A 22,154-nucleotide genomic window follows, 5' to 3' on the forward strand; every position below is an offset into this window, starting at 1 on the left:
ACTGATTAATCATAACAACAAAGGGTCAAATGATTCAATATAACTATCTAAATTTGATAACGCATCAAATTCCATTTTTTCAGTTATATGAGTATAGATGTTTAATGTGGTTGTTATATTTATGTGTCCAAGTACTTGTTGTACTAATTTTATTGGCGCTCCCACTATACCTTGTACCATTTTAAATCTAACCCATTCTTATAGAGGCGTTATTTTATATTGCGTGTTCTCAAAAGCAAATGATTCATTTGACCATGCTTATCATTTAACTTAGTTAATAAATTCGATACAGTGCATAAATTATATATCAGAATACTACGTATATACCACCTTAATATTGAATTTGTACGTAATATTATGAGGTTTTAAGTTATCCACACATACTAAGAATGCTGAAATGAAAGGATTTGACAAAATATAAATGCAATCACTTTAATTAAGTGCTTTCTGGCTCTTTTTATAGTGTGATGATTTAAAATGATAAATATTAATATGTGGCAAAGGTTAAATCAGTGTCAAGATGGCCGTTAATTGAAGTAATATCTAATGATTCGCCATCGAGCCATTTGCCAAAGTATATTATGGTAGGTACTTTATTTTCCCCTAAAGTGATATGTGCTGTTAATGATTGTGGTTCATACATACTTGTATGAATTGTACCGGACCAACTTTTGAATAATTTACTATAAATTTCATATTCCGGATTATTAAATAAATTAAATGCGCTCATTTTATCTAGTGATGTAGGTGCTTGTTTTAGAAGGCGATTTAAACGTTCTTTAGATTCTTTTGTAAAATTTCTATTCTCATGTGTTAATAATTTGAAATGATTCGTACAAGTACGATCGTAACGAACATCAACGGAGCGAGGAGAAACTTCGATAATCGCATGATTCAAATGTTTATCCATGACAATGTAACTAAAAGAGCTTCTATGTGGAAGTTCTTTTAGTAATTGTATGGCTTCAGTTACATCTTTACAATATTGTAATATAAGCCTGCCGACCATATAGCAGACGAAGCCATCACCTGGGTGCTTTCTGTGCATGAAATTGTAGCCCATGGATAGACCAGATTCATTCATACCGTCCATTCTCCCGGTTACACGTGATGTAGGACCTATTTGTGCTAATCCGCCATCAGTAGGTTGGAACAATAAGTAACGACCATCATAAGTTGCAGGGTGGTAGTCATAATTTCGAACCATATAATCTTGACCTAAAAAGACCGTACAGCCACTGTTTTTCAACGGTGTGAATCGATAGTGAGCAAAGTTAAGAATCATTTGGCGAGTAGGCAGATTAAGTACTTCTTGCATACCTCTAATTTCTTCCCAAATTTGCGGTGCGTACGTTTGGAAAATGTCATATGTTTCTTTGATATGGATATCAAAGCGGGGCATACGTTTTTTCCATTCTTTCTCTCTATTTTTGAGTAAGGGTGTTTGCTGCATCCACTGTGCTGTTTGTACACCTAAATCAAAGTGTGAACCTCGATGTGTTAAGATGTCTGATTTTACTAATTGCATAGTTTAAAACTCCTATTTATGTGTGTAATCTTACAAAAATGTAACTTCATTGTAACGCTCTGTTAATTGCATTACGTATGACCAGTAGTTATGCTTAAATTAACATCAAGGGACGATTCAGATAGACAAATTCAATGAGGTGATTATTATGTCAAATTATTATGATGCTTTCAAAGATGCAGTCTCCACTTGGTGGGGTCAATAAGATGAGAATAACTAACATTGAATTGGCTAATATTTAACGATATTAGCCCTTTTTTACATATATTGGTAATAAATATAACATCTATCTTTATTCTGATGAGAAGAAAATGTTAAAATAAATAAGACATATTGACTAAAAATTATTGATTTTGCATTACTCCAATAATATCATAAATTCACTTTTTAATATTTAGATTAAAGTAATGGAAAGTGGGTATATATTTATTGATGCTTTCAAGTATGCTATCATTATTGATAGATATGTTAATAATTTATTGAGGTGAATCAGAATGTGTAATTTTATTAAAGGTTTATTTAAATTTGTATTAGGTACAATTCTTACTGTGTCAATAGCAGCAGGTGTTGGTGCAGTAGTTTTCGCTTATATCTTTAAAAAAGATTTCGAAGATATTGAAAGTAAAACAAAAGAAATAGTTTCAGATATTGAAACGAATAATTAAGTTATTGATAGAGCACTTTAGAGTGTTCTCATACTGTCGACAAAGTCTTAGGGCTTTTGTTGGCAGTATTTTTTTTAGCCACCGTTCAACGAAGTTGTTACGGTGGCTAATGCAGTCGGAAAGACTGCGAACATAAATCCCGTTCTTCAAGTATAGAAAAGCAGTTAACTATTGTCTTGAGTTATTCTAGTTATATCAAATAATGAAAGTTTAATTGTTTCCTGTGTATGGATTAGGTAACCTTCTAAAAACATATGAGTCATATCTATATTTTTAATTTTTATATGAGTCGTTTCCAACCATCCTGCTTTATAGTATTCGATGTGAATATAGGAATCTGTATGTAACGCTTGATGAAGATGTAAATTTAAGTCATTTAATTGATCGTCTGATAATATAGGACGGTCAATTTTATTTTGATCTACTAAATATTGTTGAATTGTTTCGAATTGTTCTGGCAAAGTTGCAAATGGTTATGTGTATTTTATAAAATATAGACTAATTTGTATAATATGGTTGTATTTTTAAGAAGAAATAAACATATTATAAATATTAAGCAGTTCTTTTTTATTACGTTCAATATGTTTAATATGAAAGCGTGCCATAATAGTGTATACTTATTCTAATAAAATTAGAAATGAGATTATTATGAAAATAGTAGAAGTGAAATCTAAGAATGGTATTAATTTTATGATTTTAGATAGTAATAATGAACCTATAATAGATGCAGTACGCTATTTGAAATATCTGGATAGTGTCAAGAAAAGTCGGAATACTAAGAAAACTTATGCTTACGCACTAAAAAAATTTTTTATATATCTAGAGTATAAGGAAATAAAACATCGAGATGTTAGTTTTGATGATTTTGTTGATTTTGTAAGATGGATGAGAGCACCTTTTGAATATGAAAATGTTCTTCCTTATAACCAAAAAGAATCAAAAAGTAGTGCCAAGACAATTAATCTGACTATTACTGTAGTGTCCAATTTTTACGACTATCTTTATAGAAGTAAAAAATTAGAAGTTAATTTTTATGATTTTTTAAATACTAAAGGTAAACATCATAAAAAATATAAAAGTTTTATGCATCATGTAAACAAAGATTATGGAACGTTAAAAAATATTTTGAAAGTTAAAGAACCAAAGAGAAAATTAGAAGTACTAACTAAGGCGGAAATAAAGATATTATTAGAAGCAGCTAATAATATAAGAGATGAATTTTTAATCCAATTATTATATGAAACTGGATTACGCATTGGAGAAGTACTATCGTTACGTATTGGTGATATCAAATTTGATTTTAGGAAAGGCCACCAAATAGTTTTGAAAAACAGAAACAATAGTAACGATTCATATTTAAAAACTGGAGAGAGGAAAATTTTTATATCTCAATCTTTAATTGATCTATATGATGATTATGTATATGAAATAATTGATGATCTTTCCATATGTTCTGATTATCTTTTTGTAAAATTAAAAGGTAAGAATGTGGGAGAAGCTATGCATTATAATGATATATCTTCATTATTTAAAAGATTAAAATATAAAACATCTATAAACGTCCATCCTCATTTATTCCGTCATACACATGCAACTATTTTTTACAATGAAACGAAAGATATTAAGCAAGTTCAAGAAAGACTTGGTCATAGTAATATACAAACTACCATTAATTTATATGTTCACCCAACCGAAGAAGATATACGTGATGATTGGGATAAAGTAAAACATCAATTTCAAGTTTTTAATAAAGGGGAATAACTATGTCAATGCCACTTAATTTACCTACAAACAACATTTTGGTTGATGAATTATGCACAATACAAAGTAGAACGATAAATATAAAAGGAGAAATTTTAATAACTGAAATTTATGATGATTACTTTTTTAAACATGATGTATGGCATATTTCATCTTTTAATAAATTCAAGCAATTTCAAGATAATCTTAAAAGCTATAAAGACAAAAGGAAAAATATATTTTTTAGGATTAATAATAAAAATTTGAATTTAGAATTTAAATACATTTTTTTGAAACTTTTGGTTAAAGAGGATTGGTCTTTAGGTAGTGTATTTAATTCTGGAGCTGTGAAACTCAATAAAGTCACTGAGTTCTTTAATGATGCTTATCCTGATTTAAATTCTTTACTAGATTGTGATATTAATATATTAGAAAAAGACTGGTTTAAATGGTTAACCAAAAATAATATTCCAATAAAAAGACAATCATCAACAATCGTTTTTGGTGAATATGAATATAAAAGTGGTTTAGCTTCTTTTTTAAAGAACATGTATATTAATCTGAAAAAATTTATTGATAAGAGAGAAGAATGGGAAAAAGATAAATGGGATATTAGGAACTTAGAAAAGTATGGACTGAGTTATAATAAAACACTTACTGGTCACTATTTGAACTTTGAAAAAATTGATTCAATCAAAATACGAGAAGCAACAAAAAAATATTTGAAAAATCGTTTGCTAACTGGTGACATAGCATTTGGTACTGCAAGATATTATATAAGAATATTAACTAGATTTTTCCAAAGTATAACTGAAAAAGAAAAAACATGGTCTGATTTAAATAAATTAGATAGATATCATATCGAATCATATATAGATTTTTTATTTGAATATGCTAATAGCAAAAATGTAAAAAGTTCGAATAATTTTGTAAAAGAAGAATTAAAAGCAATTAGAAGGTTCCTAAATGATATCACTATGCAAAATTATAATATAGCTCCATCACAGGACATTCGTTTTTTAATTTACCCACAAGACTTTCCTAGGTATGAAAAGAAAAACAATAGCCAAATTGATTATATTCCTGATTTTGTACTTGAACAGCTTTTTGAGCATATAAATGATTTGCATAAAGATTTAATACCAGTGGTTTGGGTAGCTTTTAAAACGGGTCTGAGAATTTCTGATGTATTAACTTTAGAAAATAGTTGCCTTGCAAAAGTTAATGGGAAATTTTCAATAATTACTGATATTGCTAAAACCTTTGTAAAAGGACATAGAATACCAATTGATGACAAATTGGCTGATATAGTAGCAGTTTTAATAGCTAATTCTAAAATAAATAGTACAAAAGATAATAATCCCAATAATTACATTTTCGCTATTTACAAAGGAAAAAGAAAAGGGATGCCTTTCACACAGCATATGGTTAGGGCTCATTTAAATCATTTAGCAAAAACTAAAAATATTGTTGATGAGCAAGGTGAAATATTTCATTTTAAAACTCATCAATTTAGACATACTTATGCAGTAAAATTATTAAATGGCGGAGCAGATATATTAACAATACAAGAATTATTAGCACATTCTTCACCTGAAATGACTCTTAGATATGCTAAATTACTTGATGATACAAAAAGAAAGGCTTTTGAATCAGTTATTGATCAAGGTGCCTTTAGTTTCGATGTCGATGGTAAAATCAAAAATATACAGCATAGTAGTGAACTATCAGAAAAAACATTAAATTCTTTATGGCAAGAACATAAATTAAACGCAATGGACAACCCTTATGGCACATGTCATGCTAGATTGAATGGTGATTGTCCTTATATGGAAGCACCCCCATGTTTAACATGTAATTCTGGTAAACCATGTAAGGATTTAGCTATTGGCTTTTCTGATTTAGACGTTGAAAAATATGAATTACATATCAAATCAACAGTTAAGTCAATAGAATTAGCTAAAAATTATAATAGAAAAGACATGGTTGAAAAGCATACTAATATATTAAATAAATACGAAGAAATCTTAGGTAGTATAAAGGATGGAAGTATTATATTTGGTAGAAGTAATAGACTAAAAGTATAGAGGTTAATATGGAAAATTTTAACAGGAAAGAACAATTGAAACAGTTACATGCAGAGCGGAAAGCTAACACTGAGAGAAAAGTTACTACAGCAATAAACGATTTGATTCAAAGGAAGGAAGAAATTAATTTTAATATTGTTTCAAAACATTCAAGTGTCTCTAAAGCCACTTTATATAACAATAATGAAATTCGTAAAAGAATCGAAGAGTTACGTGAAAAAAACAAAGAAATATTTGTGAATAAAAATAAAAGTGACGGAAAAGATGCATTAATTGCTTCGTTGAAGAGGAAAGTAAATTCATTAGAAAAAGAGAAAAAGTCTCTAAAAGAAGAACTTAGTACTTTATACTCCAAGATGTATGAGGAAATTTAAAATAATCCTATTAATAATAACGTTTGTCATATCTTTAAATAATATGACAAACGTTATTATTAGATAATTTATGGACTTTATTTTTTTTATCAAGTAAAGTAAAAGAATTGTTGATTGTATCAATTTGTAAAATTTTCCCAGTATAATTAAAAATATACCCATCTTTCCAATAATCAATAGAACTTAATTCACCAGTATGTAATTTATATTGGAAAACATAGTTTATATTAGTCAAAGTATCCTCTGTTAATAAAGGTTTGTCATCCTTATTTTGGTCTTTGATAAACTTATTTAAAATTTCGAATTGTTGGGGGAGCGTGGCAAAAGCTTGCCATTTGATTTTTCCACGACCTTGTGGGATTTTAGGATTTAAATATTCTCTTGGTATTTTTCTGTAATCTGTTTCGTATTTATATTTATCTGGAGCATTAGGATTTGGAATAATAAAGATCACCTCATATCAATAGTAGAACATATGTTCTATTAATTCAAGTGAAAAAAGACTATCATTCTGGATAGTCTTTTTATTATGCTATTGATTAAATTGTTTTATTGTATCGCCAATTTCATCTCTTACACGTTGAAATTCTGACCAAGCTTTACCAGCTGGATCATCAAAGCCCCAATGTTCTTTTTTTACATTAGGTGGGATGACTGGACAATTTTCATCAGCGTCACTACAAAGTGTAACAACGAGATCTGATTGTTTTAAAATTTTATTATCGATTAAATCAGAAGTATGGTTTGATATGTCATTATCCACTTCTTTCATAGCTTCTATTGCCTTAGGATTTACACCATGTGTTTCAATACCGGCAGAATATACATTCCATTTATCGCCAAGTATTTGTTTACCCCAACCTTCAGCCATTTGACTGCGACAAGAATTACCAGTACATATAAAGTAAATTGTTTTTTTATCCATAAATAGTTTCCTCTCTTTTTAGAAAATAATAAGTGTTAGATATAACCCTAACAGTGTAATAAATAATACCGGAATCGTTATAATAATACCGGTTTTAAAGTATGTTCCCCAAGAAATTTTAACACCTTTTTGAGTAAGTACATGTAACCAGAGAAGTGTTGCTAACGAACCAATGGGTGTTATTTTAGGTCCTAAATCAGATCCGATAACATTCGCATAAATCATACCTTCCTTGAGTATGCCTGTTGTTTGAGATTGACCAATCGCTATTGCATCTATTAAAACAGTTGGCATGTTGTTCATAATAGATGAAAGGAATGCAGCTATAAAACCCATGCCCATGATACTACTAAATAAGCCATAACTTGAAATATTTGTTAGTACATCACCAAGAAGCGTTGTAATGCCCACATTTTTTAGACCAAATACCACAAGATACATACCAATAGAGAATAAAACAATATTCCATGGTGCACCTTTAATTACTTGTTTCGTATGAACAGCCTTAGATTTACGTGCTAATAATACAAATATTAAAGCAATGATACCAGCAATAATTGATACTGGAATATTTATAAACTCACTTATTAAATAACCAACTAGCAATACAGTGAGTACAATCCACGAGATGTTAAAAAGCTTTTTGTCCTTAATCGCTTCTTTTGGTTCTCTAATATTTACTGCATCAAATTTTCTTGGGATAGACTTTCTAAAATAAAGCCATAAGACAAGAATACTTGCGATTAAAGAGAATATATTAGGTATAATCATTTTACTGAAGTACTCAACAAATCCAATATCAAAGTAATCAGCAGAAACAATATTAACTAAATTACTAACAATAAGTGGTAATGATGTGGTATCTGCAATAAAACCACTAGCAATAATAAATGGAAATATCGCTTTTTTATCAAAACCTAGACTACGTACCATTGCTAAAACAATAGGCGTCAGTATTAAAGCCGCACCATCATTTGCGAAGAAGGCTGCTACAACTGAACCTAAGAGCATGATAAAGATAAACATTTTCAAGCCATTACCCTTTGATGCTCTCACCATATGTATAGCAGACCATTCAAAGAAGCCAATTTCATCTAATATGAGTGAAATAAGAATAACTGCAACAAACGTTAAAGTCGCATTCCAAACGATTCCAGTAACTTCCAGTACGTCTGAAAAGCTTACAACGCCAGTGATTATAGCCACTACAGCACCAATTAATGCAGTAATACCAATATCTAGACCTTTAGGTTGCCATATAACAAAAATTAACGTTAATACAAATATTGTGATTGCTAATATCATCATAATTAACACTCACCTTTCTCTACTGTTTCACATATACATGGGACTGTACTGGAACCCAATAGAGTCAGTCGTGATGTAACGTCATCTAATACGTCATGATTCAATTTGTATAAATTTTTATTACCATCTTTTCTGGATGTAATTAAATTATTGTCTTTTAATACTTTCATATGATGACTTAATGTGGGTTGAGAAAAAGAAAAATGCTCTAATAAATCACAAGCGCATAATTCACCACAAGATAACAAATCTAATATTTCAAGACGGCTACTATCAGCAATCACTTTTAAGTATTGTGATATTTCTTTATAATTCAATTTTTCTTCTTCCTTTCTACTTGAAACCTTTTATAACGTTGATAATTTTTATTACCACCTGACAAATTAAACACTTGTTTAAAACCTAAATTAATAAGTACGTTTTGTGCAGCATTCCCAGTAGTACCTTTATTACAATAAGTCACTATCTTTTGATTTTCATCTAATGTTTTTGCATAACTTCTCAACGTTTTCAATGGGACGTTAATCGCTCCATCAACATGATCAACTTCAAATTGCTTTGGAGAACGTACATCTAAAATCAATAAATCATTATTTTGTTTTATAACTTCTTCAGGCGTTATAATTTTGCGTCCTCGAGTAATATTGTGTCCAATCATCCCTGTATAAATAACAGGATCTTTAGTTGTAGAAAAAGGAGGTGCATATGCTAAATCTAAATGAAATAAATCTTCTGCATTGGCACCAAACGTTATAGCAGTAGCTAGTACATCTATTCTCTTATCTACACCTTCATACCCAATAATTTGGGCACCAAGTAATTTAGAATTGTTTTTATCAAATATAGCTTTAATTACCATTTCTTGGCCTTGCATATATTCTGGACGATTCGGTTTCACATTGTGTAATACGTCAATATCAATATCTAAATCAATAGCTTCTTTTTCAGTTAAGCCTGTTTGGGCAATTGTCATATCAAATATACGAACAATGCCTGTTCCTAAAATACCTTTATGTTCTAGATTTCCACCAGTTAATCGATCTCCTAAAATACGTCCCATTTTATTTGCTGTAGAACCTAGCGGTCTATATATAGGGTTACCAGTAATTAAATTATAACTTTCTGCTACATCACCAATTGCATATATGTGAGGAATATTTGTTTCAAAATACTTATTGGTTTGTATTGCTCCAGATTTTCCAATATTAATACCAATTTCTTTAGCTAATTTAGTATTTGGTGTGACACCAATCCCAATAATGATTAAATCTGTATCAATTAATTCGCCAGTTTTTAAGCTCACTCTATTTATTGTATGATTTTCATCATAATCAATAATATCTATTTCATTATAGGTATATACGTTAGCTTTATCTTCAATATATTCTTGAATCATAAAACTGATATCGTAGTCTAAATGAGGCATAAAAGTACTACGTTGAACAATTGAAGTATTGTAATTAGATAATTGTTCTAACATCTCTAGACCAATAAATCCACCACCAATGATTGTTATATTCTGAACATCATTGCCCTCAATATAATTATAAATTGCTTTCGCATCATTAATATTTTTAACTTTAAACACATTGTTATATTCTTCGCTATTTAATTGAGGAAGTTCTTTAGGCGATGAACCTGTTGCTAATACTAATTCGTCATATTCTTGAATCATCTTTTCATCATTTACTAAATTGGTAACTGTTATTGTTTGATCAGTATCATTTATCTGATTCACTTCATATTTTGTATAAATATCTATATTAAAGCGCTCTTTAAACCATTTAGCATTTCGTGGCGTGAGTTCATCAATATCAGATACATTACCGCCTATATAGTAGGGAATACCACATACTGAATACGAAATATCACTATCTTTATCAAAAACGGTAATTTCCACATCTTCACTATTTCTTCTTGCTTTAGCCGCGACACTTGTACCGGCAGCAACTGAACCAATGATTACAATTTTTTTCATTATGATAACCCTCCATAAGGTATGACAAAATAATTATCAAGACTTTCATTTTTAATCTTGTTTATCCAAATTGATTCATCTTCTTTTTTGTTACTAAAAAGGTCATCACGTTGATTTAGCGTAACTAACGATTGATTAACAACCCACCAATTATGGCCTATATTAGCTCTATTTAAATCTTCTACTAAACGTTTAGATTCTAAATAAGGTGTTTTTTCTGCTAGTGTTACGATTATCATCTGTGTTAAATTTTTATTTTGAATTTTGGGTAATAATGTTTCAACATTACTGGTAGTTTGAGTTGATTTTTTCTTTAGTTCTTTATGATGATTTTCACTAGAATCAAGTAACAGCAAGGTATGGCCTGTAGGAGCTGTATCTACAATTACGTAATCCATGTCTTCTTGATTCTCCATAATGTCACTAAAGGCTTTGAAAAATGCTATTTCTTCTGTACAAGGTGATTTTAAATCTTCCACAATATAATCAATATCGTCTTGTGGTGTATCATCATTCACTGTGGCTAGTATTTCTTTTTTATACTTTTCTAATGCTTGTTCTTCATCAATATAAGCAGTATTTAAATTACTTGTGGTTTCAACATTAATTTCTTTAGTAGGGTCAGTCGTTGCTAAAAGAATACGATGTCCTTTATTAGATAATGCTGTAGCTAATTGCGTTGCTACTGCCGTTTTACCAACGCCACCTTTTCCCATTGTAAATAAATATTGAACTTTACCATTTTCAATTTCATCTATTAATTTATTGAATTGCGGATGATCTTCAACAATAAATTCATCATTTTCAATTAAGTTATCATCATTTAATAGATTAGATAAACTTTCTATACTTTCTGCTTTCTGTTTTTTATATGGAACGTAATAGGCATGATTGTTATTTAACCATTCAGTAAAATGGTTAATATTTTTATCTTGTTCTGATTTCATTTGACTCGAAATTAAACCGTGACTTTCTTCTATATAGTTGTTAATGACTATTTTGAATTTAGAAATTGATAGTTGTTGTAATTCTTGTTGCGCTCTTTGAATTTCATATATAGATGATTGGTTAGGTTTAGCAACTAATATCATTGTCGTATCTTCTTGGTTGCGTAATTTTTCAAGTGTTAAGTTATATTTGCTTCTATTTTCATTTAAACCCGATAATTGACCTAAACAAGAAGCGTCATTACTCGTTGTATTTAAATAATCTGTCCAAGCAGAAGGTAATTCAAGCATTCTCAGTGTGTGACCTGTCGGAGCTGTATCAAATATAATGAAATCAAATGCCTGTTCTAAAGTTTCGTCGGATAAGAAATTAGTGAATTCATTAAATGCTGCTACTTCAACTGTACACGAACCACTTAACTGTTCTTTCATCTCAGAAAGTACATCTTCTGGTAGAATGCCCTCATAAGGTTCTATAGCTTGTGCTTTATAATCGTCTGCTGCAGCAATCGGGTCAAAATTGGCTATAGAGAGATTAGGTATAGGTTGATATGTAGTTAATTTATTAGATAATTCCATTTGAAATACATCTTGTAAATTACTAGCTGGATCAGTACTTACTAAAGCTACTTTCTTTCCATTCTTCGCTAAATTTAAAGCAATAGAACTTGATATCGTCGTTTTGCCTACGCCACCTTTACCAGTAAAAAACAAATATTTTGTTAACTCAACATTATTTAAATTCAATTTATTTAAGTATTTAACAGCATCCATCTCCACCACAGCATCCTCCATTTCTCATCTGATTAACCGTAATAATTTCATCGGCTTCTTCTTGGGTAATATAAGTACCCGTTTTAGCTATATTGCCTTCTATAAAAGTGATTGGTAAAACTTCATTACCTTTTTCTTGAATTAAACGAATAGCTTCTTTATTTTTAATAAATTCATTCGGATTATTACTCATATTATAACGTTGAACTTCTATTTGATTTGATTTTAAATATTCATTGATTTGGTTCGTCTTTATTAGTGTTTCATCCGGTTCTGGACCACATACGCCAGTAGAACAGCACATAGCTTCTTCGTATATTTCAATATTTAACATTATACTCACCTCATTAATTATTTTACTACCATAGATTAACATCTATATAGATTAGTGTCTATGTATTGATTTGGATTTTTAAAATTTTACTTAATTTGAGTTTCTAATAATATAGCTAGGAAGAAAATATTTTTACTATTGCTGTGGAGCATGTCTAAGTTTATGTAAAATTATAGTTTTTTAATCTTGCAATAATGTATATATTGATTTATATTTAATATATCAAAAAAAGTTGATATATTAAATGGAATAAAATTATTTAGACAATAAGGAGGTGTGCCTGATTGCGAGTAAACCACGCAAGTACTTTATCTGTTGGTTACTTTGTAAGTTATTTAAATCTTGTTATGGTATCAAGAGAAGTCACTTTAAAAGAAGCTACAATATATATGGAGAAGGAGTTCTTTAAAGGTAATATTCATCAGTATGGTGAATCAACAGAAAATAACTACAAACAAGCAATACAAGAATTGAAATAAAGATAATATAAACTCTAATCAAATATTATAAAAAAGAGGTGTTCTTTTTATGGAAGTTATTAAAGCAAAAACTGATATGAATGAAGATCAACAATTAGATTTTTATGAAAACATGTTTAATGCACTTGCCGACAAAAACAGATTGAAAATACTAAATCAAATTAGCCAGAGTTCTAATAAATCATTATGTGTGTGTGATTTAGAAGCGTTATTAGATTTAAAACAATCTAAAATTTCTTATCATTTAAAAAAATTAGTAAGTGCACAGATTTTAATACCTGAAAAATATGGTACTTGGAACTACTACAAAATCAATGAAGCACAAATTCAAGTTGTATTAACTGAAGATACTTGCTGTAAAATATTATAGGATTTATCTTCTTACACATCATATTAATCAACTTTTTTTAATTTATATATCAAAAAAAGTTGATTAAATAAATTCAGAGGAGTTATGCTAATGACAGATTCAATCATCGAATTCATAAAAACATTTTTAATGTTATTTTTTGAATTGTTAGCATTATTTATAGTTGTAAGTTTTATTGTAAGTTTAATTCAACAAGTAGTATCAGAAGATAAAATACAAAAGCTTTTAAGCAAACCAAATAAAGCAACCAACTATGTATTAGGAATGATTTTTGGTGCTATAACACCATTTTGTTCTTGTTCTACTATTCCTATACTTGCAGGTTTGTTAAACTCTAAAGTTCCGTTTGGTCCAGCTATGAGTTTCTTAATCGCTTCGCCACTCATGAATCCACTCATGATATTTATGCTATGGATTTTATTAGGGTGGAAAGTTGCTGTTGTTTATTTTGTTGTATTAGCGATATTCAGCATTTTAACTGGCCTTGTTTTTTCAAAAGTGAATTTAGCAGAGAGTTATAAAGGCGTTAATGTCAAAGGTGATGGATTTTTCACTAATAAATCAGGATCTCGTGTTAAGCAAGCGCTAAATGATGCTTGGGCTTTCCTATATCCAATGTTACCTTATTTAATTATTGGTGTATTTATCGGTGCATTTATTTATGGATTTATTCCAGAAAGCTTTATAACACAATATGCGAGTGGCGATAGTATTATCTCTGTTATTATTGCTTCTGTTATTGGTATACCTATGTATATTAGACCAGAAACAATGCTTCCTATAGCTGAAGCTTTAGTATCTAAAGGTATGTCACTGGGAACAGTCGTAGCATTAATTATAGGTGGCGCAGGAGCAAGTATTCCTGAAGTTGTATTGTTATCTAAATTATTTAAAAAGAAATTTGTAATATCTTTTGTTATAGCAATTTTAGTAGTGGCAGTTGCTACAGGCCTAATTGTTAACTTAATCATTTAAGGAGGTGAAGTAAATGGGTATCAAAGACGCGTTAAAAAAATTAAAACCTCAAGAGCAGTCATGTTGTTCAGTAGAAATTGAAGAAAACACGGATAATAAAAAAGAAAAAGAGGAAGCAAAAGAAAAAGATAATAATAAATGCTGTTAATCTTAAAAAGGATACTGGTTTCATAATCAGTATCCTTTTTAAGATTGTTTTAACATATAATACATAAATACTATGTTGAAAATACTGTTAATTCGGCTTTTGTATTAATTAAATACATATAATGAAAGCTGCCCATTTAACCATGCCACGACCTTGCGGGATATTGGCATTAAGAAATTCTCTTGGTATATTTCTATAGTCATTTTCATTTTGATATTTTTTCGGAATCATAAAATCACCTCAACACAATGATAGAACATATGTTCGTGTTATTGCAAGAAGTTTTTCCTTATTTTAAGTTAATAAAGCATGAATCTTAATTTGATAGAAATTGATAATAATCGTTATATTGTCATTTAGTATAGATATTTATTAAAATGAAACTACAATAATATGGAGGGGTTTACATGACGACAACAGGTTATATTGGTACGTATACGAAAAAAGAGGGCAAAGGTGTTTATCGTTTTGAATTAGATGAACAAACTGGAAGCGTAACAGAAGTTGAAACAGGATATGAATTAGAAGCATCCACTTATGTAAATCAACATAATTCATTTTTATATGCTGTAACACGTGAAGGAGATAATTGCGGTGTTGCTAGTCTTAAAATAGAAGAAGATGGTAAACTCAAATTAATTAATAAATGTCTTGCTTCTACAAAAGGTAGCGGCTGTTATGTAGATGTGTCACCAGACGGAAAGTTTATTTTTGAGTCTGTTTACGGTGCTGGATTAGCGCGCTTATATGAAGCGAATCCTGAAACAGGTGAAATCATACGTTTGATTCAAGAGTTAGAGCACAATTATCCAACTGGGCCACACGAAAGACAAGATCAGCCACATGTGCATTTTATTAGTACAACACCAGATGAAAAATATGTTGTTGCAATCGATTTAGGTACAGATAAAATAGTAACATACGAATTTAATGATCATGGTTTTAGTGAACATGCAGTGAGTGATTTTGAACCAGGGGATGGACCAAGACATATTACTTTTCATGAAAATGGGAAGTTTGCTTATGTTGTCCATGAGTTATCAAATGTCGTAAGTACAGTAAAATATGAAGACGGAAAATTCACAGAACTCCAACGACATTCAACAATTCCAGAAAATTTTGAAGGTGATACAAAATTAGCGGCAGTAAGACAGTCACACGATCAAAAATTCTTATACATCACGAATAGAGGGCACGATAGTATTGCCATTTTTAAAGTAAGTGATGATGGTTCAACGATTTCATTCGTTGATATTGTATCAAGTGGTGGCGAATTCCCACGTGATTTCAACATTACTGACTCAGACGATTTCTTAGTTTGTGCACACCAAGAAGGTGACTATACACTGACAGTTTTCAAACGTGATAAAATTACAGGACAATTAGAAAAAGTTGATCATCATGAATCAGCACCAGAAGGCGTTTGTGTACAATTTTTAAAATAAAGACAATTGAAAAAAATTAAAAAAATAACCTAGTATGGATAATACACTGCCATACTAGGTTAATTTCTATTTGTTGAAAAATGTTTTGATGTATTTAAATTTCCCTTTATATGGTGGGAATATGAGGCTTGATTCAAGTCTTGTAGATTTAAATACATAAGATTTATCATGACTAAACGTATCAAAACTATATTTACCATGATATTGTCCAATCCCCGAGGCACCGACACCACCAAAAGGTAAGTTTGGGTTTGCGAGGTGCATCAGCGTATCATTAATCGCGCCACCACCAAATGAAATTTCATGAAGTACACGTTCTGTTGCATTTTCATCTTCGCTAAATAAATATAAGCTGAGTGGCTTAGGTTTAGTGCGTATTAAATCAATTGCTTCATCAAAGTCATCATAAGGAATGATTGGTAAAATAGGGCCGAAAATCTCATCTTCCATTATTTTAGCATCGAAAGTAATACCATCTAAAATGGTTGGAGCGATGTATTTATCATCTGCATCAGATTGACCGCCAAATGCAATTTCTGTTTTATGAACATTTAATAAATGGTCTAAACGGTCGAAATGTTTTTGATTAATAATACGACCGAAATCTGGACTATCTTGTATAGATTTACCGTAAAATTCAGTGATGGTATTTTTGAGTGCCGCGATGAGTTGGCTTTTGACTTTTCGGTTAACTAAAATATAGTCTGGTGACACACAAGTTTGACCAGCGTTCGTAAATTTTCCAAAACAAATGCGTTCGCTTGCTACTTTGATATTTGCTGATTCATCTACAATCGCAGGAGATTTACCCCCTAATTCTAAAGTGACAGGCGTTAAGTTTTCGCTAGCTGCACGATAGACAATACGTCCTACTTTTTCGCTGCCAGTGAAAAAGACATAATCAAAAGGTAGGTGTATGAGCGATTGTGTAGTTTCTGCGTCGCCTTGACATACACTAATATATTCAGGGTTGAATACATCTTCAATAATTTGCTGTACTATATCTGCAACGTGTGGTGTGAATTCTGATGGTTTAAGTATAGCTGTATTTCCCGCTGCTATTGCACCAATTAATGGTTCAATGAGTAATTGGAAAGGGTAATTAAAAGGCCCGATAATTAAGACCGTACCATAAGGCTCTTTCATGATATAACTTTTAGTAGGGAATAAATAAAGGGGCGTGTTAACTTGTTTTCTTTTCGCCCAATTTTTAAGTTCTTTGCGTGCTGACTTAATGCTTTTTAAAGTGAATCCAATCTCGGTTGCATAAGCTTCCACTTTGTTTTTTCCTAAATCTTTTTGAAGTGCGTCGAGTAATTCATTTTCATGATTTTTAATACTTTCACCCAAGAGTTTGAGTTGTTTTTTTCTAAACTTAAGATCTTTGGTTTCGTGAGTATTAAAATATTGTTTACTATTATGGAAAGTTTGCTCTATTGAATTCAAATGATATTCCTCCTAGTATGAGATGTCGCTATGCTTATGCAAATGGATAAAAAACTGGAACATATTTACTATGTTCCAGAATACTGAGCGGTTAGGTGTTTAGTTTCTTTGTCCACTCAGTGTTTATCATATACTATTAAACGACTTCGTTTAAAGCTTCTGTAATTTGAGGTACAACTTGTTTTTTACGAGAAACTACTCCAGGTAAGAATGCAGTATTGTTTTCAAGTTCAACATTGAAAGCTTTACCTACTTTGTCTGTTTCAGGTCCTACTACTAAAATTTTAGAATCACTATTAATGATGTCAGTCACGACTAACACAAATAAATCATATTTTTCATTTGCACTTGTTTCTAACATAGCTTTTGTTAATTCTTCTTGACGTGCAAAGACTTCATCAATATCCACAGTATTAACTTGTCCAATATGAGTTGAATAATCTCCCATGTTGAAAGATTTTGCATCCATAGATAAGATATCTGAAATTGATTTGTCTGTTGTAGACGCACCTGCTTTTAACATATCTAAACCGTAAGATTCTAAGTCAACATTGGCGATCGCTTTCAATGCTTCTGCAGTTTGCACATCTTCTTCAGTACATGTAGGTGATTTGAATAATAAACTATCTGAGATAATTGCAGAAATCATTAAGCCAGCAATTTCAGGTTTAATTTCAAAACCGCGTTCTTTATACATTTTGTATAAAATTGTTGCTGTACAACCAACTGGTTCAGCACGGTAATATAAAGGTGCTGCAGTTTCAAAATTAGAAATTCTATGGTGATCTACGACATGTTGAATTGTAGCGTCAGCAATTGAATCTGCGCTTTGTTGGAATTCATTATGGTCAACTAAAATAACATTTTGATCAGCTAGATTATCGTTAAGTAATTCTGGCGCTTCTACTTTGAAATGATCTAAAGCAAATTGCGTTTCAGGACCTATTTCGCCTAAACGGTAAGACGCAGCCTCCGAATTACCTGTTTGTTGTTCAAAATCTGCCATGATGATGGCAGATGCAATAGCATCTGTATCTGGATTTTTATGTCCGAAAATATAAGTTTTTGCCATATCTAAATTCTCCTTATTTATATAGTTAATATTATTTTATCATGAGTTTGCATAGTTATTCTACTTCAGCACCTAAGGAATTTTTAAAATGATCTAAAGCCCAATCATGACCTGTTGGATTAAATGAAGCAACGCCTTTATGAGAAATACTGATAGAATAACCTAAATTATAGGCAGTAATCGCTGTATGTAATACACAAATGTCGGTACATACACCAACAATTTCTAAATGTGTTACATTTCTTTCTCGTAGCAAAATATCTAACGAAGTACCGCAAAAAGCATCATAACGTGTTTTATCTAAAAAATGTATGTGATCATTAAATAATATATTTTGATAGATATCATTTACTTTGCCGTAAAGTTCTCTCCCAGATGTTCCTAGAATATTGTGAGGAGGGAAGAGCTTGTTCTCAGGATGATAACTATTTTCTTCAAAATGTAAATCCATCATAAAGAAAATGTTCTGTTGTTTTTTATTATATACTTCAATTCTTTCCACAATATAATGTTCAATTTGCTGGGCTGGAATGCCACAAGTCATTTTTCCGTTATCTGCAACAAAATCATTTGAATAATCCACTACAATAAGTGCACTTTTTTTCATAATTTGTGAACACTCCTAATATTAAAGATAATAAGTATTATATACTAAGTAGATAAATCAATAAAGCTACAACAAACGCGTTTGAAAATTCTTAATTAAGTTTATTATAAAGTATTGAGAAAGAGAGGGATTGTCCTATGATGATTAATGCAAAGGAATTTGGATTAAAAGGTAAAAGTAAAAGCGCAGATACACGAGCAATGCAACGTGCATTGAATTATGCAAAAAAATATCCTTCGATAACAATATATGTACCTAAAGGTGAGTTTCATATACGCAAGTCACTGGTTATTTATGAGTCTACAACATTATTGCTAGATAAAGGCGCAGTTCTTAAAAGATGTGGGAAAGATGCCTTACTAAAAAATGGTAGAAGGTTTAAACCTTACTATGGTTATAACGGCAACAGCCATATTTATATTGCAGGAGGAACATTTGATATGAATGGCTATGATTTCCCTTATAATAATACAGCAATGTGTATAGGACATGCCCAAGATATTCAAATTGTCGATGTGACCTTTAAAGATATTATAGGTGGTCATGGACTGGATGCATGTGGGGTAAATGGATTATATATAAATAATTGTAAATTTTTAGGATTCAATGATAGTGATGGGACAAGAACTTTTTCAGAAGCAATTCAGTTAGATATTCAAGTACCAGGTGCGTTTCCTAAATTTGGGACGACAGACGGAACGATTACAAAAAATGTAATAATAGAAAATTGTTATTTTGGCAATTCAGATACGCCTACGATGCAGTCCTGGAACAGGGCGATTGGTTCTCATGCAAGTCGTTATAATCAATTTTATCAAAATATCCATATTCGTTTTAATACATTTGAAGGGATAAAGCAATATGCACTAACACCTTTAAAATATAAAGATACGTATATTCATCATAATATTTTTAAAAACTGTGCTGGTGGTGTTCGTTTTTTAGCAGTTAAAGATGGTAAAAATGCAAAAGATTTAAAAGGGAAACAAAGATCAACTCAAGCAGGGTGTAATTTAAATATTTATCAAAATAAATTTGTTGGAACGATAGAGAAATATGCAATTCGGATTCAAAGTTATAATAATATAAAACATAAAAATATTTTTATTGCTCAAAATGAGTTTGATGAATCGCCACCTAAAATGTATTTGAAAGACATTAAAAATTTATTTTTATCTTATGATGATAAAATTTAAAATAATGTTAAGTCTAATTAAACAGGATTAGAATGCTACATTGACATTATAAAGGATGTGTTTGTAAGCGGTTTAGCATTGATATTTCATTAAGATTATATTATGTTATAAACTAAGAAATGTTATGAATATTCAGAAAAGTAACTTTAGAGGGGGACGAATATGAACAATTTGAACAAAGGGGATATGAGAAGGTCACAATATTTAATGTTTTTTTCTAACAAGAAAGAAAAGAAGTCTTATAACAGTGGACAATTAATAGGCTTAATATTGGGGCCACTATTATTTGTTTTAACATTACTATTTTTACAGCCTGAAGGTTTATCAAGTAAAGGTATATTTGTTTTAGCAATAACACTTTGGATTGCAACGTGGTGGATTACTGAAGCTATTCCGATTGCAGCAACGAGTTTGTTACCATTAATATTGATGCCAATTGGACATGTATTAAGTCCAGAAGAAGTTTCATCACAATATGGTAATGATATTATCTTTTTATTCTTAGGCGGTTTCATTTTAGCGATTGCCATGGAAAGATGGAATTTACATACCCGAGTTGCTCTAACGATTATCAATACATTAGGGACAAGTACAGGAAAGATTTTACTAGGATTTATGATTGCGACAGCCTTTTTATCCATGTTTGTGTCGAACACTGCCGCTGTTATGATTATGATTCCGATTGGTTTAGCAATTATTAAAGAAGCCAGTGAATTAAAAGATAAAGGCATTAAAGATTCAAGTATTACTAAGTTTGAGCAATCCATAGTTTTAGCAATTGGTTATGCCGGTACAATCGGTGGTCTTGGCACGTTAATTGGGACACCGCCTCTGATTATTTTAAAGGGACAATATCAATCTGCATTTGGTGAAGAAATTAGTTTTGCTAAATGGATGATTATTGGTGTACCAACGGTTATTGTTTTACTATTCTTAGTTTGGGCATACATACGATATATAGCTTTTAGACATGATATGAAAGCATTACCAGGTGGTAAAGCGTTAATTAAAAGAAAATTAGATGAATTAGGCAAGATGAAATATGAAGAGAAAGTAGTTCAAGCTGTGTTCGTGCTTGCTAGTTTCTTATGGATAAGCAGAGAGTTTTTACTGAAAAATTGGACATATACTTCAGAAATAGATGATGGAACTATAGCTATGTTTATTGCAGTCTTACTCTTTTTAATTCCTGCGAAAAATAAAGAACAACATAAACGTATTATAGATTGGGATGTGGCTAAAGATTTACCATGGGGTGTATTAATTCTCTTTGGTGGGGGTCTAGCGCTAGCGGAAGGGATATCATCAAGTGGTTTAGCAGCATGGCTTGGCGATCAGTTGAAACTGATAGAAGGTGTGAGTCCTTTAATCATTGTAATAGTCATTACCGTATTTGTACTGTTCTTAACTGAAATTACATCTAATACTGCAACTGCAACGATGATATTACCAATTCTTGCAACATTATCAGTTGCAGTAAACGTTCATCCGTTATTGCTGATGGCACCTGCTGCAATGGCGGCGAACTGTGCATTTATGTTGCCAGTAGGTACGCCACCGAATGCAATTGTATTTGGTACAGGACGTATTAGTATTAAAAGAATGGCGTCTGTCGGCTTTTGGATAAACATACTAAGTATTATCGTTATAGTACTCGTTGTTTACTTCCTAGTACCACCAGTATTAGGTATAGATGTAACCAAGCCATTGCCACTTAAATAATAATATAGATAAATAAAACTCTCCATTTCTAAAT

At 30.7% G+C, this 22,154-nt stretch carries 24 protein-coding genes and 1 pseudogene; 11 read left to right on the forward strand and 14 right to left on the reverse strand.

The genetic code is table 11. The features are described 5' to 3' along the window. Window positions 1-9: 9 nt before the first annotated feature. Both NSR03_RS02885 and NSR03_RS02890 read right to left on the reverse strand, forming a co-directional pair. Window positions 10-180: a tyrosine-type recombinase/integrase gene (locus NSR03_RS02885; RefSeq protein WP_002507166.1), complete on the reverse strand. Its 171-nt coding sequence runs from the start codon at window positions 178-180 to the stop codon at window positions 10-12. A 307-nt stretch (window positions 181-487) separates the two neighbouring features. Next, window positions 488-1,528, reverse strand: coding sequence for a C45 family autoproteolytic acyltransferase/hydolase (locus NSR03_RS02890; RefSeq protein WP_069821060.1), 1,041 nt, complete (start codon window positions 1,526-1,528; stop codon window positions 488-490). 494 nt (window positions 1,529-2,022) lie between these two features. Here NSR03_RS02890 and NSR03_RS02895 point away from each other — a divergent pair, with 494 nt between their 5' ends. Beyond that, the gene (locus NSR03_RS02895) at window positions 2,023-2,193 is read left to right on the forward strand and encodes a hypothetical protein (RefSeq protein ID WP_002507168.1); all 171 of its coding nucleotides are present in this window, start codon (window positions 2,023-2,025) and stop codon (window positions 2,191-2,193) included. 164 nt (window positions 2,194-2,357) lie between these two features. Here NSR03_RS02895 and NSR03_RS02900 read toward each other — a convergent pair. Continuing rightward, a pseudogene (locus NSR03_RS02900) lies at window positions 2,358-2,666 on the reverse strand (YolD-like family protein); the annotation flags it as partial. Between the two features lie 175 nt (window positions 2,667-2,841). On the opposite strand from NSR03_RS02900, the gene NSR03_RS02905 reads away from it, so the two are divergent. From NSR03_RS02905 to NSR03_RS02915, 3 genes are read left to right on the forward strand one after another with little or no spacing between them, the layout of a single operon-like run. Continuing rightward, window positions 2,842-3,954, forward strand: coding sequence for a tyrosine-type recombinase/integrase (locus NSR03_RS02905; protein WP_069821059.1), 1,113 nt, complete (start codon window positions 2,842-2,844; stop codon window positions 3,952-3,954). 2 nt (window positions 3,955-3,956) lie between these two features. Then, window positions 3,957-6,020: a tyrosine-type recombinase/integrase gene (locus tag NSR03_RS02910; protein ID WP_069821058.1), complete on the forward strand. Its 2,064-nt coding sequence runs from the start codon at window positions 3,957-3,959 to the stop codon at window positions 6,018-6,020. Window positions 6,021-6,028: 8 nt separating this feature from the next. Next, window positions 6,029-6,394, forward strand: a complete 366-nt coding sequence (locus NSR03_RS02915) for a DUF6262 family protein (protein ID WP_069821057.1) — start codon at window positions 6,029-6,031, stop codon at window positions 6,392-6,394. A 34-nt stretch (window positions 6,395-6,428) separates the two neighbouring features. On the opposite strand, the gene NSR03_RS02920 is transcribed toward NSR03_RS02915, so the two are convergent. The 7 genes from NSR03_RS02920 to arsD form a co-directional block, all read right to left on the reverse strand. After that, window positions 6,429-6,839: a YolD-like family protein gene (locus NSR03_RS02920; RefSeq protein ID WP_069821063.1), complete on the reverse strand. Its 411-nt coding sequence runs from the start codon at window positions 6,837-6,839 to the stop codon at window positions 6,429-6,431. An 87-nt stretch (window positions 6,840-6,926) separates the two neighbouring features. After that, complete coding sequence (arsC, locus tag NSR03_RS02925) at window positions 6,927-7,319, reverse strand: arsenate reductase (thioredoxin) (protein WP_069821056.1); 393 nt, start codon at window positions 7,317-7,319, stop codon at window positions 6,927-6,929. A gap of 18 nt (window positions 7,320-7,337) precedes the next feature. After that, window positions 7,338-8,630: an arsenite efflux transporter membrane subunit ArsB gene (gene arsB, locus NSR03_RS02930; RefSeq protein ID WP_176721779.1), complete on the reverse strand. Its 1,293-nt coding sequence runs from the start codon at window positions 8,628-8,630 to the stop codon at window positions 7,338-7,340. Beyond that, the gene (locus NSR03_RS02935) at window positions 8,630-8,944 is read right to left on the reverse strand and encodes an ArsR/SmtB family transcription factor (RefSeq protein ID WP_013730040.1); all 315 of its coding nucleotides are present in this window, start codon (window positions 8,942-8,944) and stop codon (window positions 8,630-8,632) included. The genes arsB and NSR03_RS02935 overlap by 1 nt, the downstream gene beginning before the upstream one ends. After that, the gene (locus NSR03_RS02940; RefSeq protein WP_069821054.1) at window positions 8,941-10,605 is read right to left on the reverse strand and encodes an FAD-dependent oxidoreductase; all 1,665 of its coding nucleotides are present in this window, start codon (window positions 10,603-10,605) and stop codon (window positions 8,941-8,943) included. The genes NSR03_RS02935 and NSR03_RS02940 overlap by 4 nt, the downstream gene beginning before the upstream one ends. Then, window positions 10,605-12,332: an arsenical pump-driving ATPase gene (arsA, locus tag NSR03_RS02945; protein ID WP_176721778.1), complete on the reverse strand. Its 1,728-nt coding sequence runs from the start codon at window positions 12,330-12,332 to the stop codon at window positions 10,605-10,607. The genes NSR03_RS02940 and arsA overlap by 1 nt, the downstream gene beginning before the upstream one ends. Further along, a complete protein-coding gene (gene arsD, locus NSR03_RS02950; RefSeq protein ID WP_069821052.1) occupies window positions 12,313-12,660 on the reverse strand; it encodes an arsenite efflux transporter metallochaperone ArsD in 348 nt (115 codons plus the stop codon). Before arsD ends, arsA begins: the two co-directional genes overlap by 20 nt. A 284-nt stretch (window positions 12,661-12,944) precedes the next feature. On the opposite strand from arsD, the gene NSR03_RS02955 reads away from it, so the two are divergent. The 4 genes from NSR03_RS02955 (at window position 12,945) to NSR03_RS02970 (ending at window position 14,632) form a co-directional block, all read left to right on the forward strand. Further along, a complete protein-coding gene (locus NSR03_RS02955; protein WP_002509689.1) occupies window positions 12,945-13,139 on the forward strand; it encodes a hypothetical protein in 195 nt (64 codons plus the stop codon). Window positions 13,140-13,188: 49 nt separating this feature from the next. Next, on the forward strand, window positions 13,189-13,509 hold the full coding sequence (locus NSR03_RS02960) for an ArsR/SmtB family transcription factor (protein ID WP_069821051.1): 321 nt from the start codon (window positions 13,189-13,191) through the stop codon (window positions 13,507-13,509). 90 nt (window positions 13,510-13,599) lie between these two features. Next, complete coding sequence (locus NSR03_RS02965; RefSeq protein WP_069821050.1) at window positions 13,600-14,484, forward strand: permease; 885 nt, start codon at window positions 13,600-13,602, stop codon at window positions 14,482-14,484. A 13-nt stretch (window positions 14,485-14,497) separates the two neighbouring features. Next, the gene (locus NSR03_RS02970) at window positions 14,498-14,632 is read left to right on the forward strand and encodes a hypothetical protein (RefSeq protein ID WP_107517768.1); all 135 of its coding nucleotides are present in this window, start codon (window positions 14,498-14,500) and stop codon (window positions 14,630-14,632) included. 108 nt (window positions 14,633-14,740) lie between these two features. Here the strand turns inward: NSR03_RS02970 and NSR03_RS02975 are convergent, their stop codons facing one another. Continuing rightward, window positions 14,741-14,863 (reverse strand): hypothetical protein, encoded by a 123-nt coding sequence (locus NSR03_RS02975; protein ID WP_256092624.1) that lies wholly within the window; start codon window positions 14,861-14,863, stop codon window positions 14,741-14,743. Window positions 14,864-15,039: 176 nt separating this feature from the next. Here NSR03_RS02975 and pglS point away from each other — a divergent pair, with 176 nt between their 5' ends. Beyond that, complete coding sequence (gene pglS / locus NSR03_RS02980; protein ID WP_002507170.1) at window positions 15,040-16,077, forward strand: 6-phosphogluconolactonase; 1,038 nt, start codon at window positions 15,040-15,042, stop codon at window positions 16,075-16,077. Between the two features lie 66 nt (window positions 16,078-16,143). On the opposite strand, the gene NSR03_RS02985 is transcribed toward pglS, so the two are convergent. From NSR03_RS02985 to NSR03_RS02995, 3 genes are all read right to left on the reverse strand, one after another. Next, a complete protein-coding gene (locus NSR03_RS02985) occupies window positions 16,144-17,523 on the reverse strand; it encodes an aldehyde dehydrogenase (protein WP_069821049.1) in 1,380 nt (459 codons plus the stop codon). Window positions 17,524-17,659: 136 nt separating this feature from the next. Further along, entirely contained in the window at window positions 17,660-18,595 is a 936-nt protein-coding gene (locus NSR03_RS02990) for a manganese-dependent inorganic pyrophosphatase (protein ID WP_002507172.1), read from the reverse strand. A gap of 55 nt (window positions 18,596-18,650) precedes the next feature. Then, on the reverse strand, window positions 18,651-19,202 hold the full coding sequence (locus NSR03_RS02995) for a cysteine hydrolase family protein (protein ID WP_002507173.1): 552 nt from the start codon (window positions 19,200-19,202) through the stop codon (window positions 18,651-18,653). Between the two features lie 137 nt (window positions 19,203-19,339). On the opposite strand from NSR03_RS02995, the gene NSR03_RS03000 reads away from it, so the two are divergent. Next, on the forward strand, window positions 19,340-20,398 hold the full coding sequence (locus tag NSR03_RS03000; protein WP_002507174.1) for a glycosyl hydrolase family 28-related protein: 1,059 nt from the start codon (window positions 19,340-19,342) through the stop codon (window positions 20,396-20,398). 162 nt (window positions 20,399-20,560) lie between these two features. Further along, window positions 20,561-22,120 (forward strand): SLC13 family permease, encoded by a 1,560-nt coding sequence (locus tag NSR03_RS03005; protein WP_069821048.1) that lies wholly within the window; start codon window positions 20,561-20,563, stop codon window positions 22,118-22,120. Window positions 22,121-22,154 lie beyond the last annotated feature (34 nt).

The organism is Staphylococcus sp. FSL W8-1207, assembly GCF_038003745.1.
GTDB lineage: Bacteria > Bacillota > Bacilli > Staphylococcales > Staphylococcaceae > Staphylococcus > Staphylococcus equorum.

Bases quoted from the DNA above. Each gene is read 5' to 3' on its own strand.
- NSR03_RS02970 (WP_107517768.1), top strand. From the start codon at position 14,498: ATGGGTATCAAAGACGCGTTAAAAAAATTAAAACCTCAAGAGCAGTCA.
- NSR03_RS02905 (WP_069821059.1), top strand. From the start codon at position 2,842: ATGAAAATAGTAGAAGTGAAATCTAAGAATGGTATTAATTTTATGATT.
- NSR03_RS03005 (WP_069821048.1), top strand. From the start codon at position 20,561: ATGAACAATTTGAACAAAGGGGATATGAGAAGGTCACAATATTTAATG.
- NSR03_RS02995 (WP_002507173.1), bottom strand. From the start codon at position 19,202: ATGAAAAAAAGTGCACTTATTGTAGTGGATTATTCAAATGATTTTGTT.
- NSR03_RS02910 (WP_069821058.1), top strand. From the start codon at position 3,957: ATGTCAATGCCACTTAATTTACCTACAAACAACATTTTGGTTGATGAA.
- pglS (WP_002507170.1), top strand. From the start codon at position 15,040: ATGACGACAACAGGTTATATTGGTACGTATACGAAAAAAGAGGGCAAA.
- NSR03_RS02895 (WP_002507168.1), top strand. From the start codon at position 2,023: ATGTGTAATTTTATTAAAGGTTTATTTAAATTTGTATTAGGTACAATT.
- arsD (WP_069821052.1), bottom strand. From the start codon at position 12,660: ATGTTAAATATTGAAATATACGAAGAAGCTATGTGCTGTTCTACTGGC.
- NSR03_RS02960 (WP_069821051.1), top strand. From the start codon at position 13,189: ATGGAAGTTATTAAAGCAAAAACTGATATGAATGAAGATCAACAATTA.
- NSR03_RS02965 (WP_069821050.1), top strand. From the start codon at position 13,600: ATGACAGATTCAATCATCGAATTCATAAAAACATTTTTAATGTTATTT.
- NSR03_RS02990 (WP_002507172.1), bottom strand. From the start codon at position 18,595: ATGGCAAAAACTTATATTTTCGGACATAAAAATCCAGATACAGATGCT.
- NSR03_RS02915 (WP_069821057.1), top strand. From the start codon at position 6,029: ATGGAAAATTTTAACAGGAAAGAACAATTGAAACAGTTACATGCAGAG.
- NSR03_RS03000 (WP_002507174.1), top strand. From the start codon at position 19,340: ATGATGATTAATGCAAAGGAATTTGGATTAAAAGGTAAAAGTAAAAGC.
- NSR03_RS02890 (WP_069821060.1), bottom strand. From the start codon at position 1,528: ATGCAATTAGTAAAATCAGACATCTTAACACATCGAGGTTCACACTTT.
- arsC (WP_069821056.1), bottom strand. From the start codon at position 7,319: ATGGATAAAAAAACAATTTACTTTATATGTACTGGTAATTCTTGTCGC.
- NSR03_RS02940 (WP_069821054.1), bottom strand. From the start codon at position 10,605: ATGAAAAAAATTGTAATCATTGGTTCAGTTGCTGCCGGTACAAGTGTC.
- NSR03_RS02885 (WP_002507166.1), bottom strand. From the start codon at position 180: ATGGTACAAGGTATAGTGGGAGCGCCAATAAAATTAGTACAACAAGTA.
- NSR03_RS02975 (WP_256092624.1), bottom strand. From the start codon at position 14,863: ATGATTCCGAAAAAATATCAAAATGAAAATGACTATAGAAATATACCA.